General features: G+C 68.8%; 16 protein-coding genes. 15 read left to right on the forward strand and 1 reads right to left on the reverse strand.

The annotated features are described in order from the left end of the window. Positions 1 to 75 precede the first annotated feature (75 nt). The 15 genes from FOZ70_RS00270 (at position 76) to ureG (ending at position 13,304) form a co-directional block, all read left to right on the forward strand. Positions 76 to 333, forward strand: a complete 258-nt coding sequence (locus tag FOZ70_RS00270) for a hypothetical protein (RefSeq protein WP_006476690.1) — start codon at positions 76 to 78, stop codon at positions 331 to 333. Between the two features lie 104 nt (positions 334 to 437). Next, positions 438 to 1,094 carry a protein-L-isoaspartate O-methyltransferase gene (locus FOZ70_RS00275; RefSeq protein WP_021157052.1) on the forward strand — a complete coding sequence of 219 codons (657 nt, stop codon included), beginning with the start codon at positions 438 to 440 and terminating at the stop codon, positions 1,092 to 1,094. Between the two features lie 14 nt (positions 1,095 to 1,108). Continuing rightward, positions 1,109 to 1,432 (forward strand): rhodanese-like domain-containing protein, encoded by a 324-nt coding sequence (locus FOZ70_RS00280; RefSeq protein WP_011351193.1) that lies wholly within the window; start codon positions 1,109 to 1,111, stop codon positions 1,430 to 1,432. Positions 1,433 to 1,863: 431 nt separating this feature from the next. Then, entirely contained in the window at positions 1,864 to 3,171 is a 1,308-nt protein-coding gene (gene urtA / locus FOZ70_RS00285) for an urea ABC transporter substrate-binding protein (RefSeq protein WP_219704724.1), read from the forward strand. 139 nt (positions 3,172 to 3,310) lie between these two features. Continuing rightward, positions 3,311 to 4,930, forward strand: a complete 1,620-nt coding sequence (gene urtB, locus FOZ70_RS00290) for an urea ABC transporter permease subunit UrtB (protein ID WP_219704725.1) — start codon at positions 3,311 to 3,313, stop codon at positions 4,928 to 4,930. A 1-nt stretch (position 4,931) separates the two neighbouring features. Further along, a complete protein-coding gene (gene urtC, locus FOZ70_RS00295) occupies positions 4,932 to 6,119 on the forward strand; it encodes an urea ABC transporter permease subunit UrtC (protein WP_219704726.1) in 1,188 nt (395 codons plus the stop codon). Then, positions 6,116 to 6,973: an urea ABC transporter ATP-binding protein UrtD gene (gene urtD / locus FOZ70_RS00300; protein ID WP_021161914.1), complete on the forward strand. Its 858-nt coding sequence runs from the start codon at positions 6,116 to 6,118 to the stop codon at positions 6,971 to 6,973. Before urtC ends, urtD begins: the two co-directional genes overlap by 4 nt. Before the next feature lie 4 nt (positions 6,974 to 6,977). Continuing rightward, complete coding sequence (urtE, locus tag FOZ70_RS00305; RefSeq protein ID WP_124587986.1) at positions 6,978 to 7,670, forward strand: urea ABC transporter ATP-binding subunit UrtE; 693 nt, start codon at positions 6,978 to 6,980, stop codon at positions 7,668 to 7,670. A 181-nt stretch (positions 7,671 to 7,851) separates the two neighbouring features. After that, positions 7,852 to 8,727 (forward strand): urease accessory protein UreD, encoded by an 876-nt coding sequence (locus FOZ70_RS00310; protein WP_219704727.1) that lies wholly within the window; start codon positions 7,852 to 7,854, stop codon positions 8,725 to 8,727. A gap of 236 nt (positions 8,728 to 8,963) precedes the next feature. Next, positions 8,964 to 9,266, forward strand: a complete 303-nt coding sequence (locus FOZ70_RS00315; RefSeq protein ID WP_006491064.1) for an urease subunit gamma — start codon at positions 8,964 to 8,966, stop codon at positions 9,264 to 9,266. Positions 9,267 to 9,274: 8 nt separating this feature from the next. Continuing rightward, positions 9,275 to 9,580: an urease subunit beta gene (locus FOZ70_RS00320; RefSeq protein ID WP_021161917.1), complete on the forward strand. Its 306-nt coding sequence runs from the start codon at positions 9,275 to 9,277 to the stop codon at positions 9,578 to 9,580. A 28-nt stretch (positions 9,581 to 9,608) separates the two neighbouring features. Continuing rightward, positions 9,609 to 11,315 carry an urease subunit alpha gene (ureC, locus tag FOZ70_RS00325; RefSeq protein WP_124626872.1) on the forward strand — a complete coding sequence of 569 codons (1,707 nt, stop codon included), beginning with the start codon at positions 9,609 to 9,611 and terminating at the stop codon, positions 11,313 to 11,315. Between the two features lie 24 nt (positions 11,316 to 11,339). After that, positions 11,340 to 11,975, forward strand: coding sequence for an urease accessory protein UreE (gene ureE, locus FOZ70_RS00330; RefSeq protein ID WP_219704728.1), 636 nt, complete (start codon positions 11,340 to 11,342; stop codon positions 11,973 to 11,975). Next, entirely contained in the window at positions 11,962 to 12,642 is a 681-nt protein-coding gene (locus tag FOZ70_RS00335; protein ID WP_219704729.1) for an urease accessory UreF family protein, read from the forward strand. The genes ureE and FOZ70_RS00335 overlap by 14 nt, the downstream gene beginning before the upstream one ends. A gap of 14 nt (positions 12,643 to 12,656) precedes the next feature. Then, positions 12,657 to 13,304, forward strand: a complete 648-nt coding sequence (ureG, locus tag FOZ70_RS00340) for an urease accessory protein UreG (RefSeq protein ID WP_059685657.1) — start codon at positions 12,657 to 12,659, stop codon at positions 13,302 to 13,304. A 68-nt stretch (positions 13,305 to 13,372) separates the two neighbouring features. On the opposite strand, the gene waaA is transcribed toward ureG, so the two are convergent. Then, complete coding sequence (gene waaA / locus FOZ70_RS00345) at positions 13,373 to 14,731, reverse strand: lipid IV(A) 3-deoxy-D-manno-octulosonic acid transferase (RefSeq protein ID WP_219704730.1); 1,359 nt, start codon at positions 14,729 to 14,731, stop codon at positions 13,373 to 13,375. Between the last annotated feature and the right edge of the window lie 28 nt (positions 14,732 to 14,759).

Here is a 14,759-nt window from a genome sequence, read left to right on the forward strand (position 1 = left end):
GCCGGGCGCCGGCCGGGCGCATGCGGGCGGCCGGTTTGATACAGTGTGGGGCTTACGCCCCGCCAGAACCGCACGATGCGCACCACCAAAGCGACCCACGCGGTCGAACGCCTGAAGACCCGCTCCGGCAACCCGCATTTCGCGGCCGTCGCAATGGCGGGCGGCCTGTTCTATCTCGTCGACCGCTCGGGCGGCACCGCCGAGAAGCGCTGCGAGCCGCTGCCGCTCGACGAGTTCGTCAAGTTCGTCGACGAATTCGGCCCCAAAAAGCCGCGCAAGGCGAGCAAGCTCGACCTCGCCTTCGAGGCGCAGATCAAGAAGAGCAAGGGGTAAAGGTCTGTTGCAGGCCGCCTGAAGGCTTCGCGGCCGCCCCGTTTGGTACAATCACGAAGTTTCTCTATCCCCGCTGATGGCCGACCAGGCTGCGTGACCACACCATGAATATCGAAAACGCGCGTTTCAACATGATCGAACAACAGATCCGGCCGTGGGACGTGCTGGATCTCGACGTCCTGGGCCTGCTGTCGATCGTCAAGCGTGAAAACTACGTTCCGGCCGAATACCGCGATCTCGCGTTCGCCGACCTCGAACTGCCGCTGCCGGGCGGCACCAGCAAGATGCTGTTCCCGCGCGTCGAAGCGCGCGTGCTGCAGGAGCTGGCCGTCAAGAAGCACGAGAACGTGCTCGTGATCGGCGCCGGTTCGGGCTACCTGGCCGCGCTGTTCGCGCATCGCGCCCGGCACGTGACGGCCGTCGAGATCGATCCGGCCATCGCGAAGTTCGCGGAAGACAACCTGCGCAACGACGGCGTGACCAACGCGGAAGTCGTCCTCGGCGACGGTTCGCGCGGCTGGGCCGGCAAGGCGCCGTACGACGTGATCTGCGTCGCGGGCGGCCTGCCCGTCGTGCCGCAGGAAATGCTCGAGCAACTGAAGGTCGGCGGCCGCCTGTCGGCATTCGTCGGCGGCCGTCCGGTGATGAAGGCGCAGATCATCACGCGCATCGACGACAAGCAGTACCGCGTCGCCGACGTGTTCGAAACCTACATCGACCACCTCGTCAACGCGATCGAGCCGTCGCGCTTCAAGTTCTGAGCAGCGGAGCCTCCATGCAGATCCTGACCGCCGCGATGCTCGCGGAATGGCTCGGCGACAAGGCGCGCCCCGCGCCGGTCGTGCTCGACGTGCGCGAACCGTGGGAAATCGCGACCGCGCACATCGCCGGCAGCGTGTCGATCCCGATGCAGCAGATTCCCGCGCGCAGCGAAGAACTCGACGACGAAGCGGAAATCGTCTGCGTGTGCCATCACGGGATGCGCAGCGCGCAGGTCGCGATGTTCCTCGAGTCGCGCGGCTTCACGAAGCTGTACAACCTGCAAGGCGGGATCGACGCGTGGTCGCGCGACGTCGATCCGTCCGTCCCGCGCTACTGATCCCGCCGGTGGCGCATCGCGCGCCGCCGCACCGGCCGGCACATCGCCGCCGGTCATACCGACCCGCCGAACGGGCGCGCATGGCGCGCCCGTTTTTCTTTCCCGCTCCGGTTCGTCTCGGCGTCGTCTGACCTGCGACGGTACCGCGCCGCCCCACCCCGCTTGGCGTGAAGTCATGGTGCACGACCGTTCCCGCACCGCACGCAGGCACCGGAACGGGGAACCCCGACCGTGCACCATTTCCGCCCGCGACCCTGCACCGCGACGGACCGCGCATGCTGCACGACGCGTCATGTGCCCCGTCCCGGCGCCCCACCCTGCCCCGCGCAGGCACGCCGGGCGTGCATCCGCACGACTGGCACATGCCTTGCGTTATCTGTTGGCCGACGCCGTCAAGGCGCACGCATATCCAACACGTCAAGGGGAACCCGATGAAACGTCGCAGTCTGTTGAAGTTCGGTTCGATGGCCGGCGCGCTTGCGCTCGCGGGCAAGAGCCCGTTCGCGCACGCGGCCGATGCGGGCACCGGCCCGATCAAGGTCGGCATCCTGCACTCGCTGTCGGGCACGATGGCGATCTCGGAGACGTCGCTGAAGGACACCGCGCTGATGACGATCGCCGACATCAACAAGAGCGGCGGCGTGATGGGCCGCAAGCTCGAGCCCGTGGTGGTCGATCCCGCGTCGAACTGGCCGCTGTTCGCCGAGAAGGCGCGCCAGCTGCTCACGCAGGACAAGGTCGCGTGCGTGTTCGGCTGCTGGACGTCGGTGTCGCGCAAGTCGGTGCTGCCGGTGTTCGAGGAGCTGAACGGGCTGCTCTACTACCCGGTGCAGTACGAAGGCGAGGAAATGTCGCGCAACGTGTTCTATACGGGCGCGGCGCCGAACCAGCAGGCGATCCCGGCCGTCGAGTACCTGATGGGCGCGGAAGGCGGCTGCGCGAAGCGCTTCTTCCTGCTCGGCACCGACTACGTGTATCCGCGCACGACCAACAAGATCCTGCGCGCGTTCCTGAAATCGAAGGGGGTGAAGGACGCCGACATTCAGGAGGTCTACACGCCGTTCGGCCACAGCGATTACCAGACCATCGTCGCGAACATCAAGAACTTCTCGCAGGGCGGCAAGACGACCGTGATCTCGACGATCAACGGCGACTCGAACGTGCCGTTCTACAAGGAGCTCGGCAACCAGGGGATCAAGGCGACCGACGTGCCGGTCGTCGCGTTCTCGGTCGGCGAGGAGGAACTGCGCGGGATCGACACGAAGCCGCTCGTCGGCCACCTCGCCGCGTGGAATTACTTCATGTCGGTGAAGAACCCGACCAACACGAAGTTCAAGGACCAGTTCGCCGCCTGGGTGAAGGCGAACAACCTGCCGGGCGGCGCGAAACGCGTGACCAACGACCCGATGGAGGCGACCTATGTGGGCATCCACATGTGGAAGCAGGCCGTCGAGAAGGCGAAGAGCACCGATGTCGACAAGGTGCGTGTCGCGATGATCGGCCAGACGGTCGCCGCGCCGTCGGGCTTCACGCTCGCGATGGACGGCAACCATCACCTGCACAAGCCGGTGATGATCGGCGAGATCCGCGGCGACGGGCAGTTCAACGTCGTGTGGAAGACGAAGACGGCCGTGCGCGCGCAACCGTGGAGCCCGTACATCGCGGGTAACCAGGGCAAGCCGGACATCGTCACGTCGATCCCGGCGTTCCTGCGCCGGCAGCGCACGGCGCTCGCCTGACGCGACGCGGGGCGTCGCGCACCGGCGCGATGCTCCGCCCGCTTGCAGGCGCCGCTGTACCGGGCGCGCTTGCCGACGCACCGCAAGCGCCCGCGCATCGCCGCCCGCATCCGCCTTCCACGCCCGACAGGATTTCCCGATGCCTACACGCTTTCGCCGAGCCGCCGTCGCGATCGTCGCGTGCGCCGCCCTCGCGGGCGGGCTGCCGCGCGCCGCGTTCGCGCTGACGGCCGCCGATACCGCCGCGCTCGCCGGCGACGACTTCGACGCGAAGACGGCTGCGATCGAACGGCTCGCCGCCGATCCCGATCCGCGCGCCGTCGCGTTGCTCAACGCGCTGTCGAGCGGCGACGCGCTCGCGACCGGCGACGGCCGCCTGCTGATCCAGTCCGGCGACACCGCACACGACGCGCTCTCGCAGGCCGCGACGCCGGCCGGCGACGCGCAGCCCGTGATGCTGAACAACCTGCTGCGCACGAAAATCGCGGGCGCGCTGTCAGGGCTCGCGCTCGCGTCGCCCGACGTCGCCGCGCGCCGCGACGCGATCGATGCGCTGCTGAAGTCGCCCGACCCGGCACTCAAGCCGATGATCGACCGCGCCCGTGCGAAGGAAACCGATCCCGCGCTGAAGCGCCGCCTCGATGCATTATGGGCGATCGCCGCGCTGCACGACGCCGATCCGGCGAAGCGCCTCGAAGCCGTGCAGGTCGTGGCCGCGCGCAGCGATCTCGACATGATCGAGCAGTTGCGCCCGCTCGTCGCGAAGAATGCCGACGGCAGCTACGCGGAGCCCGACGCGCGTGTGCGCGACGCCGCCCAGCAAGGGCTCGACGCATTGCACTCGCTGCAGCGCCGCGGCGAGATCGCGGGCACGCTGTTCGCGGGGCTGTCGCTCGGCAGCGTGCTGCTGCTCGCCGCACTCGGCCTCGCGATCACGTACGGGCTGATCGGCGTGATCAACATGGCGCACGGCGAATTCCTGATGATCGGTGCGTACGCAACCTATGTCGTGCAGACGCTGATCCAGCGCTACGCGCCCGGCGCATTCGACTGGTATCCGCTCGTCGCCGTGCCGGTGTCGTTCGCGGTGGCCGCGCTCGTCGGCATCGTGCTCGAACGGCTCGTGCTGCGGCACCTGTACGGCCGCCCGCTCGAAACGCTGCTCGCGACCTTCGGCGTGAGCCTGATCCTGATCCAGGCGACGCGCATGCTGTTCGGCGCGCAGAACGTGCAGGTCGTGAACCCGTCGTGGATGAGCGGCGGCGTGACGGTGATGCAGAACCTGATCCTGCCGTACAACCGCCTCGTGATCCTCGCGTTCGCGCTCGCGGTGGTATTCGTCGCGTGGGCCGTGCTGACGAAGACGCGCCTTGGCCTGTTCGTGCGCGCGGTCACGCAGAACCGCCGGATGGCCGCGTGCGTCGGCGTGAAGACCGCACGCGTCGACGCGTACGCATTCGCGTTCGGCGCCGGCATCGCGGGCCTCGGCGGCTGCGCGCTGTCGCAGATCGGCAATGTCGGCCCCGACCTCGGCCAGAACTACATCATCGATTCGTTCATGGCCGTCGTGCTCGGCGGTGTCGGGCAGATCGCCGGCACCGTGCTCGGCGGGTTCGGGCTCGGCCTCGTCAGCAAGGCGATCGAGCCGTTCTGGGGCGCCGTGCTCGCGAAGATCGCGGTGCTCGTGATGATCGTGCTGTTCATCCAGAAGCGTCCGCAGGGCATGTTCGCCCCGAAGGGCCGCAGCGCGGAGGCGTGACATGACTTCAATCACCGATTCGTTGTCGAAGCCGCTCGCCGACGCGCCGAAGCCCTCTGCCGCCGCGCGTGCGGAGAACGGTTTCGCGCTCGGCCTGCCGCCTCGCCCCGCGCTGCTGTCGCGCCGCGCGTGGCTCGCGCTGATCGCGCTGTGCATCGCGATCGGCATCGGCGTGCCGCTCGCCGCGCTGGTCGCGCCCGAGTCGAGCGCGTTCCATCTGTCCGCGTATGCGATGACGCTCGCCGGCAAGCTGATGTGCTACGCGATCGCCGCGCTCGCGCTCGATCTCGTGTGGGGCTACTGCGGCATCCTGAGCCTCGGCCACGGGCTGTTCTTCGCGCTCGGCGGTTATGCGATCGGCATGTACCTGATGCGCGAGATCGGCCGCGACGGCAAGTACGGCAGCGACCTGCCCGACTTCATGGTGTTTCTCGACTGGCACCAGCTGCCGTGGTACTGGAGCGGCACGCAGCATCTCGCGTGGGCGCTCGCGCTCGTCGTGCTCGTGCCGGCCGTGCTCGCCTGGGTGTTCGGCTTCTTCACGTTCCGCTCGCGCGTGAAAGGCGTGTACCTGTCGATCATCACGCAGGCGCTGACGTTCGCCGCGATGCTGCTGTTCTTTCGCAACGAGACGGGCTTCGGCGGCAACAACGGTTTCACCGACTTCAAGCGCATCGCGGGCTTCGCGATCACGTCGCCCGGCACGCGCACGGTGCTGTTGCTGCTGACGTTCGCGACGCTCGTGCTCGCGTTCATCGCCGCGCGCGCGATCGTCACCAGCAAGCTCGGGCGTGTGGTCACCGCAGTGCGCGACGGCGAGACGCGGCTGATGTTCCTCGGCTACAGCCCGCTCGCGTACAAGCTGTTCGTGTGGACCGTGTCGGCCGTGCTGTGCGGCATCGCCGGCGCGCTGTACGTGCCGCAGGTCGGCATCATCAACCCCGGCGAGATGTCGCCCGGCAACTCGATCGAAATGGCGATCTGGGTCGCGGTGGGCGGGCGCGGCACGCTGATCGGGCCGATCGTCGGTGCGTTCGCGGTGAACGGCGCGAAGAGTTTCTTCACCGCGTACTTCGCCGAATACTGGCTGTTCTTCCTCGGCCTGATCTTCGTGCTCGTGCCGCTGCTGCTGCCGCGAGGGATCATGGGCCTCGTCGAAACCGTGCTCGCGAAGGGGAAACGTGCATGAACGGAACGGCCCTCTACCAGTTTACGCCGCCGCCCGAGGACGAGCTGCTCGCCGTCAGCGGCACCGCATCGATGGGACGCGTGGTGCCGCCGGGCATCGACACGTCGCACGGCACGATCCTCTACCTCGAGGATATCGAGGTGAGCTTCGACGGCTTCCGCGCGCTGAAGAAGCTGTCGCTCGCGATCGACGCGGGCGAGCTGCGCTGCGTGATCGGCCCGAACGGTGCGGGCAAGACGACGATGATGGACGTGATCACCGGCAAGACGCGCCCCGATGCGGGCAAGGTGTTTCTCGGCCAGACCATCGACCTCGCGCGAATGAACGAGCCGGAGATCGCGCGCGCGGGCATCGGCCGCAAGTTCCAGAAGCCGACCGTGTTCGAGCAGCATCCGGTGTGGGAAAACCTCGAACTCGCGATGCAGACCGACAAGGGCTGGCTCGCGTCGCTGCGCGCGCGGCTCGACCGCACCGCGCAGGCGAAGATCGAGGAGACGCTCGCGCTGATCGGCCTCGAAAGCGACGCGTATCGCGCGGCGGGCGAGCTGTCGCACGGGCAGAAGCAGCGGCTCGAGATCGGCATGCTGCTGATGCAGCGCCCTGCGTTGCTGCTGCTCGACGAACCGGCGGCCGGGATGACCGACCACGAGACGATGGAGCTCGCCGAGCTGCTGAACACGCTGCGCGGCACCTGCTCGATGATGGTCGTCGAGCACGACATGGAATTCGTCGCGGCGCTCGCGGGCGAATCGGGCCGCGTGACGGTGATGGCCGAAGGCGCGGTCCTCGCGCAAGGCACCCTCGACCAGGTCAAGCGCGACGACGCGGTGATCGAGTCTTATCTCGGACGTTGATGCGATGCTGAAGATCGAAGCACTGAACCAGTACTACGGCGGCAGCCATATCCTGCGCAACGTGAGCCTCGCCGCCGACGACGGCAAGCTCACCGTGCTGCTCGGCCGCAACGGCGTCGGCAAGAGCACGCTGCTGCGCTGCCTGATGGGCGTCGTCGCCGCGAAGAGCGGCAGCGTGTCGTGGCGCGGCACCGCGCTCGGCGCGATGCCGCCGTATGCGCGCGTCGCGGCCGGGCTCGCGTACGTGCCGCAGGGCCGCGACATCTTTCCGCGGCTCACCGTCGAGGAGAACCTGCTCGTCGGCGCGGCGAGCCGCAAGGCGCCGTCGAAAGTGCCCGACCGCATCTACGACCTGTTCCCGGTGCTGAAGGACATGCGCGCGCGGCGCGGCGGCGACCTGTCGGGCGGCCAGCAGCAACAGCTCGCGATCGGCCGCGCGCTGATGAGCGAGCCGCAGCTGCTGATCCTCGACGAGCCGACCGAAGGCATCCAGCCGTCGATCATCCAGGACATCGGGCGCACGCTGCGCCAGCTCGTCGACGAATCGAAGATGACCGTGCTGCTCGTCGAACAGTATTACGATTTCGCGCGCTCGATCGCGGATCGCTACTGGGTGATGAGCCGCGGCGAGATCGTCGCGGGGGGTGATGCGCGGGACATGGAAGCGAACGGCGTGCGCGAGTTGATCGCGGTGTAGCGACGCACGCGGCGCACGATTGCGCCGCTGCGCGGTGCCGGCGATCGATGTACGTCATGCGATCGCCGGCTTCATCGCCTATCAGCTTCACCGCTTCACCGCGTTCAGCAACCGGAACACCCGGGCGTATAGTGTTGCGGTAGCATTCTCGATCCCTGCGTCCGTCCCCTGCTTCCCGCCGATGTCTGCCCCCGATTCCCACGCTCCGCTGTCCCGCCCCGCCGTCGCCAAGTCGTGGCGCGGCCGCCTCGAACTCGGCTTCGAGCGGCACGGCGCACGCACGACGCTCGCCCACCGGCTGCACGACGGCCCGTTGCGCGTGCAGCGGCCGCTGTATCCGGAAGGCGACGCGATCTGCCACGCGGTGATCGTGCACCCACCGGGCGGCGTCGCGGGCGGCGACCGGCTCGACATCGACATCGCGCTCGGCGACGGCACGCACGCGGTGCTGACGACGCCCGGCGCGACCAAGTGGTACAAGTCGAACGGTCTCGATGCGACGCAGCGCATCGGCATCACGGTCGGCGCGCACGCGAGGCTCGACTGGCTGCCGCAGAACAACCTGTTCTTCGACGCGGCGCACGCCGCGCTCGACTTCAAGGTGACGCTCGGCAACGGCGCGAGCGCGATCGGCTGGGACGCGACGCAGCTCGGCCGGCAAGCGGCTGGCGAAACCTGGTCGGCCGGGCGCATCGTGTCGAGCGCGGCGCTCGTCGATGCCGACGGTCGGCCGCTGTGGACCGAACGCGCGCTGCTCGACGCGCACGATCCGCTGCGCGGTGCGCTGCAGGGCCTTGCCGGCTTTCCGGTATACGGCACGTTGTGGGCCGCCGGCGCCGCGTGCGACGCCGCGCTCGCCGAATCGCTCGCCGCGCGGATGCCGTTCGACGACACGCTGCGCGCGAGCGCGACCTGCGTGACACCCGGCGTCGTGCTGGTGCGCGCGCTGTCGACGTCGATGGAGGCGCTGCAACGCCACTTCACCGACTGCTGGCTGTATCTGCGGCCGATCGTGCACGGCGTCGACGCACGGCCGCTGCGCCTCTGGCAAACCTGAGCACGGTCGCACCACGCACCGTTTCGATGCAGCGCCACGGCCGACGCTGCACGTTGCCCATGCATCGCGCACCAGGAACGCGCATCGCGCCGCGTTCCATGCACATGGCACGCGCCTTGCTGCTTACATAACCGATACACGACGCACGCAAAACGGCGCGGTGCTACGATGACCCGCGCGTTCGCCACGTTGCCCACGCACCGATAAAAATTACGTTTTACTGAACGTTTGCCTTCATGAAACTGACTCCCCGAGAGAAGGACAAGCTGCTGATCTTCACGGCGGCGCTGCTGGCCGAGCGCCGTCGCGCACGCGGCCTGAAGCTCAACTATCCGGAGGCAGTCGCCTTCATCACCGCCGCGCTGATGGAAGCCGCGCGCGACGGCAGGACGGTCGCCGAGGTGATGCACTACGGCACGACGCTGCTCACGCGCGACGACGTGATGGACGGCGTGCCGGAGATGATTCCCGACATCCAGGTCGAGGCGACCTTCCCCGACGGCACGAAGCTCGTGACCGTCCATCACCCGATTCCGTGAGGCCCCGCATGATCCCCGGCGAAATCCTCACCGACGACGGCGAACACGAACTGAACGCGGGCCGCGCGACGCTCGCGCTCGTCGTCGCGAACACCGGCGACCGCCCGGTGCAGGTCGGCTCGCACTACCACTTCTTCGAAGTCAACGACGCGCTGTCGTTCGATCGCGCGGCCGCGCGCGGCTTCCGCCTGAACATCGCGGCCGGCACCGCCGTGCGCTTCGAGCCGGGCCAGACGCGCACCGTCGAGCTGGTCGCACTCGCGGGCGATCGTGCCGTCTACGGTTTTCAGGGCAAGGTGATGGGGCCGCTGTAAGCCGCGCCCCGCTCTTCAGGAACAGCACATGACATTACGCTTGAGCCGCCGCGCGTACGCGGAAATGTTCGGGCCGACGACGGGCGACCGCGTCCGGCTCGCCGATACCGAACTGCTGATCGAGATCGAACGCGATTACACGACCTACGGCGAGGAAGTGAAATTCGGCGGCGGGAAGGTGATCCGCGACGGCATGGGCCAGTCGCAGCGCGTGGCCGCCGACGTGCCCGACACGATCATCACGAACGCGGTGATCCTCGATCACTGGGGCATCGTGAAGGCCGACATCGCGATCAAGCACGGCCGCATCGCCGCGATCGGCAAGGCCGGCAACCCCGACATCCAGCCGGGCGTGACGATCGCGATCGGCGCCGCGACCGAAGTGATCGCCGGCGAAGGGCTGATCGTGACGGCGGGCGGCATCGACACGCACATCCACTTCATCAGCCCGCAGCAGATCGACGAGGCGCTCGCGTCGGGCGTCACGACGATGCTCGGCGGCGGCACGGGGCCGGCGACCGGCACCAACGCGACGACCTGCACGCCGGGCCCGTGGCACATGGAGCGGATGCTGCAGGCCGCCGACGGCTGGCCGATCAACCTCGGTTTCCTCGGCAAGGGCAACGCGAGCCTGCCCGAGCCGCTCGTCGAGCAGATCGCGGCCGGCGCGATCGGGCTGAAGCTGCACGAGGACTGGGGCACGACGCCCGCCGCGATCGACAACTGCCTGTCGGTGGCCGACGACACCGACACGCAGGTCGCGATCCACACCGACACGCTGAACGAAGGCGGCTTCGTCGAATCGACGGTCGCCGCGTTCAAGGGCCGCACGATCCACACGTACCACACCGAAGGCGCGGGCGGCGGCCACGCGCCCGACATCCTGAAGGTGTGCGGCGAGATGAACGTGCTGCCGTCGTCGACCAACCCGACGCGCCCGTACACGATCAACACGCTCGACGAGCATCTCGACATGCTGATGGTGTGCCATCACCTCGATCCGTCGATCGCCGAGGATCTCGCGTTCGCCGAATCGCGGATCCGCCGCGAGACGATCGCAGCCGAGGACATCCTGCACGATCTCGGCGCGCTGTCGATGCTGTCGTCCGACTCGCAGGCGATGGGCCGCGTCGGCGAAGTGATCATCCGCACCTGGCAGACCGCGCACAAGATGAAAGTGCAGCGCGGCGCGCTGCCGGAAGACAACGCGCGTAACGACAACTTCCGCGCGAAGCGCTACGTCGCGAAGTACACGATCAACCCGGCGCTCACGCACGGCATCGCGCACGAAGTCGGTTCGATCGAACCCGGCAAGTGGGCCGACCTCGTGCTGTGGGAACCTGCGTTCTTCGGGATCAAGCCGTCGATGATCCTGAAAGGCGGGATGATCGCCATGGCGCAGATGGGCGACCCGAACGCGTCGATCCCGACGCCGCAGCCGGTCCACTATCGCGAGATGTTCGCGACGCGCGGCGGTGCGCTCGCACGCACGTCGCTGACCTTCGTGTCGCAGATGGCGGCCGATGCCGGTATCGCGGAACGCTACGGCCTCGCGAAGCGGATCGTGCCCGTGCGCAACTGCCGCAACGTGACGAAGGCCGACATGATCCACAACGCATGGCGCCCGTCGATCAGCGTCGATCCCGAAACCTACGACGTGATCGCCGACGGCCAGTTGCTCACCTGCGAGCCGGCCACGGTGCTGCCGATGGCGCAGCGCTATTTCCTGTTCTGATGGCCGGTTTCCGGTTCCTGTTTCATGCGCACCCTCGACAAACGTATCGCCCCGAACGTGAAACTCGCCGCGTCACTCGTCGCACGCGCGCCGACGCTCACGCTCGCCTATGACGCCCGCTGCAAGAGCCGCCTCGCGGCGACGCTCGACACCGGCGAAGACGTCGCAGTGCTGCTGCCGCGCGGCACGATCCTGCGCGACGGCGACGTGCTCGTCGCCGACGACGGCGCGCTCGTGCGCATCGCCGCGGCCGCCGAAACCGTGCTGCGCGTGCGCGCGGCCGATCCGCTCACGCTGATGCGTGCCGCGTACCACCTCGGCAACCGTCATACGCCGGTCGAGATCGGCGACGGCTACCTGAAGCTCGAGGCCGACCCGGTGCTCGCGGACATGCTGCGCCGGCTCGGCACGCAGGTCGAGGAAACGCAGGCGCCGTTCCAGCCGGAAGCCGGCGCGTATGGCGGCGGACACAAACACGGGCACGATGCGACGTTCGCCGAGGATTACGCGCTTGCGCAGCAGGTGTTCGGCGAGCATCACGGCCATTCGCACTCGCACTCGCACTCGCACTCGCACTCGCACTCGCACGATCACGATCACGATCACGATCATCAGCATGGTCCCGGATGCACGCACGGCCACGGCCATGACCACCACTGAACTCGTCGCGCTGCTGCATCTCGCGTCGCCGGCGCTGCCGATCGGCGCGTACAGCTATTCGCAGGGCCTCGAAGCCGCGCTCGACGCGAACCTGATCCACGACGCCGATTCCGCGCGCAACTGGATCGCCAGCGGCCTGACCGACGTGCTCGCGCACGGCGAGCTGCCGTTCCTCGCGCACCAGCTCGCGCGCTGGCACGCGCACGACACGCACGCGCTCGTCGCCGAAAATGCATGGTTCGTCGCGAGCCGCGAATCGGCGGAACTGCGCCGCGAGACCGAACAGATGGGCTGGTCACTCGCGCAACTGTGCGCGTCGCTCGAATGGGGCGATGCCGCGCGCCGCGCGACGCTCGCGGCGATGTCGCCGATCGCGCTGCCGACCGCATTCGCCTACGCGGCCGCCGCGCACGACGCGAGCGCCGACGCCGTGCTCGCCGCGTACGCATTCGGCTGGGTCGAGAACCAGACGTCCGCCGCGCTGAAGGCCGTGCCGCTCGGCCAGCTCGCCGGGCAACGCATCATCGTCGCGCTGCGCGGCGCGATCGACGCGGCCGTACGCCGCGCGCTCGCGACGCCGCCCGACGCCGTCAACACGTTCGCGCCGCAGCTCGGCATCCTGTCCGCACGGCACGAAACCCAGTATTCGCGGTTGTTCCGCTCCTGAACACGACACACGCCATGAACGCACCCGCACCCTCCCCCGCCCGCCGCACGAAGAAACTGCCGCCGCTGCGCGTCGGCATCGGCGGCCCCGTCGGCTCCGGCAAGACCACGCTGCTCGAAATGCTGTGCAAGGCGATGCGCGAGCGCTACGACCTCGTCGCGATCACCAACGACATCTATACGAAGGAAGACCAGCGGCTGCTGACGGTTGCCGGCGCGCTGCCCGAGGAGCGCATCATGGGCGTCGAGACGGGCGGCTGCCCGCACACGGCGATCCGCGAGGATGCGTCGATCAACCTCGAGGCCGTCGACCGGATGCTGTCGCGCTTTCCCGACGCCGACATCGTGTTCATCGAATCGGGCGGCGACAATCTCGCGGCGACCTTCAGCCCCGAGCTGTCGGACCTGACGATCTACGTGATCGACGTCGCGGGCGGCGAGAAGATTCCGCGCAAGGGCGGCCCCGGCATCACGAAGTCCGACCTGCTCGTGATCAACAAGACCGACCTCGCGCCGCTGGTCGGCGCGAACCTCGACGTGATGGCGTCCGACACGAGGAAGATGCGCGGCGAGCGGCCTTACGTGATGACGAACCTGAAGGCGCTCGAAGGCGTCGCGGACGTGATCGCGTTCATCGAAAAGAAGGGTTTGCTGACGGTGTGAGGTGAGCGGCGTGGCGGCGCGCTGCGACGCCGCCACGCGTGCCGGGGCGGCATCGCGCCGCCCGCCGTCTATGCGTCGTCGGCGGCGTCCTGCACGCCCGGCAGCGCATGCGCGCCGGCTTCGGCGGGCGGCAGCAGCGCGGCGAGCACGTCGACCGTGCGCGCGGTCGCGCCGCGGTGACGCGAAGCGAACGCCGCGCCGGCTGCGCCCATCGCGATGCGCCGCGCGTTGTCGGCAAACAGCGCGTCGAGCACGTGCGCGAGATCGAGCGGATCCTCGACCTGCAGTGCCGCGCCGGCCGCGACCGCGTCGGCGGTCGCCTGCGTGAAGTTGAACACGTGCTTCCCGATCAGTACCGGCACGCCGACCGCGCACGCTTCGATCAGGTTCTGTCCGCCGAGCGGCAGCAGGCTGCCGCCGATGAACGCGATGTCGGCGGCCGCGTAATACGCGCCGAGCTCGCCCATCGAATCGCCGAGCAGCACCGTCACGTCGTCCGGCAGCGGCTCGGCGGCCGGACGGCCGGCCGCGAGTGCCGCCGCGTCGGCCGCCCATGCGGAGCGTCGCACGCACTTGAGCCCGTTGCGCCCGACGAGCGCCTCGACCTCGGCGAAACGCTGCGGATGACGCGGCACGAGCACCAGCAGCGCGCCGGGCGTACGCATCGCGGCGAACGCCTGCAGCACCAGCGCCTCTTCGTTCTCGCGCGTGCTCGCGGCGACCCACACGGGCCGCGCGCCGATCGCGTCGCGCCACGCATGGCCGCGCGCCGCCAGTTCCGGCGGCGTCGTCATGTCGAACTTCAGATTGCCGAGCACGGTGACGTTGCGCGCGCCGAGCGACGTCAACCGCTCCGCATCGGCCGGGCTCTGCGCGAGCACGCGCGAGAAGCCGCCGAACACGTCGCGCGTCGCCGCGCCGAACTTCGCCGCGCGCCGGAACGAACGCGCGGACATCCGCGCATTGGTCAGCACCAGCGGCACGTCCGCGCGGCGGCACTCGTCGATCAGCGTGGGCCACACCTCGGTTTCCATCACGAGGCCGAGCGTCGGCCGCCACGCATGCAGGAAGCGCCGCACCGCGCCTGGCATGTCGTACGGCAGGTAACAGCGCAGCACACGATCGCCGAAGATCTGTTCGCCGGTCGCGCGACCGCTCGGCGTCATGTGCGTGAGCAGGATGTGCGCATCGGGACGCGCGCGCATCAGCGCGTCGATCAGCGGCTGCGCGGCGCGCGTCTCGCCGACCGACACCGCATGCACCCAGATCAGCGGCGCGCGGTCGTCGCGCGAGCGGCCCGCCACGTGGCCGAAACGTTCGGCGATGTGCTCGCGATAGCCGCGCTCCTTGCGCGAGCGCACGTAGAGCCGGATGACCGCGGCCGGCGCGATGAGCCACCACAGCGCGCGATAGATCACCCGCAGCATGCGGCGGCCCTCGTGTTGCGTCGAAGCA

Origin of the sequence: Burkholderia sp. COPS, from assembly GCF_019425585.1 — a bacterium.
GTDB lineage: Bacteria > Pseudomonadota > Gammaproteobacteria > Burkholderiales > Burkholderiaceae > Burkholderia > Burkholderia cepacia.

Excerpts from the sequence above, each read along its gene's own strand:
- urtD (WP_021161914.1), top strand. The coding sequence starts at position 6,116 with ATGAACGGAACGGCCCTCTACCAGTTTACGCCGCCGCCCGAGGACGAG.
- FOZ70_RS00280 (WP_011351193.1), top strand. The coding sequence starts at position 1,109 with ATGCAGATCCTGACCGCCGCGATGCTCGCGGAATGGCTCGGCGACAAG.
- FOZ70_RS00270 (WP_006476690.1), top strand. The coding sequence starts at position 76 with ATGCGCACCACCAAAGCGACCCACGCGGTCGAACGCCTGAAGACCCGC.
- urtB (WP_219704725.1), top strand. The coding sequence starts at position 3,311 with ATGCCTACACGCTTTCGCCGAGCCGCCGTCGCGATCGTCGCGTGCGCC.
- FOZ70_RS00275 (WP_021157052.1), top strand. The coding sequence starts at position 438 with ATGAATATCGAAAACGCGCGTTTCAACATGATCGAACAACAGATCCGG.
- FOZ70_RS00315 (WP_006491064.1), top strand. The coding sequence starts at position 8,964 with ATGAAACTGACTCCCCGAGAGAAGGACAAGCTGCTGATCTTCACGGCG.
- urtE (WP_124587986.1), top strand. The coding sequence starts at position 6,978 with ATGCTGAAGATCGAAGCACTGAACCAGTACTACGGCGGCAGCCATATC.
- ureG (WP_059685657.1), top strand. The coding sequence starts at position 12,657 with ATGAACGCACCCGCACCCTCCCCCGCCCGCCGCACGAAGAAACTGCCG.
- waaA (WP_219704730.1), bottom strand. The coding sequence starts at position 14,731 with ATGCTGCGGGTGATCTATCGCGCGCTGTGGTGGCTCATCGCGCCGGCC.
- urtC (WP_219704726.1), top strand. The coding sequence starts at position 4,932 with ATGACTTCAATCACCGATTCGTTGTCGAAGCCGCTCGCCGACGCGCCG.
- ureE (WP_219704728.1), top strand. The coding sequence starts at position 11,340 with ATGCGCACCCTCGACAAACGTATCGCCCCGAACGTGAAACTCGCCGCG.
- FOZ70_RS00310 (WP_219704727.1), top strand. The coding sequence starts at position 7,852 with ATGTCTGCCCCCGATTCCCACGCTCCGCTGTCCCGCCCCGCCGTCGCC.
- ureC (WP_124626872.1), top strand. The coding sequence starts at position 9,609 with ATGACATTACGCTTGAGCCGCCGCGCGTACGCGGAAATGTTCGGGCCG.
- FOZ70_RS00320 (WP_021161917.1), top strand. The coding sequence starts at position 9,275 with ATGATCCCCGGCGAAATCCTCACCGACGACGGCGAACACGAACTGAAC.
- urtA (WP_219704724.1), top strand. The coding sequence starts at position 1,864 with ATGAAACGTCGCAGTCTGTTGAAGTTCGGTTCGATGGCCGGCGCGCTT.
- FOZ70_RS00335 (WP_219704729.1), top strand. The coding sequence starts at position 11,962 with ATGACCACCACTGAACTCGTCGCGCTGCTGCATCTCGCGTCGCCGGCG.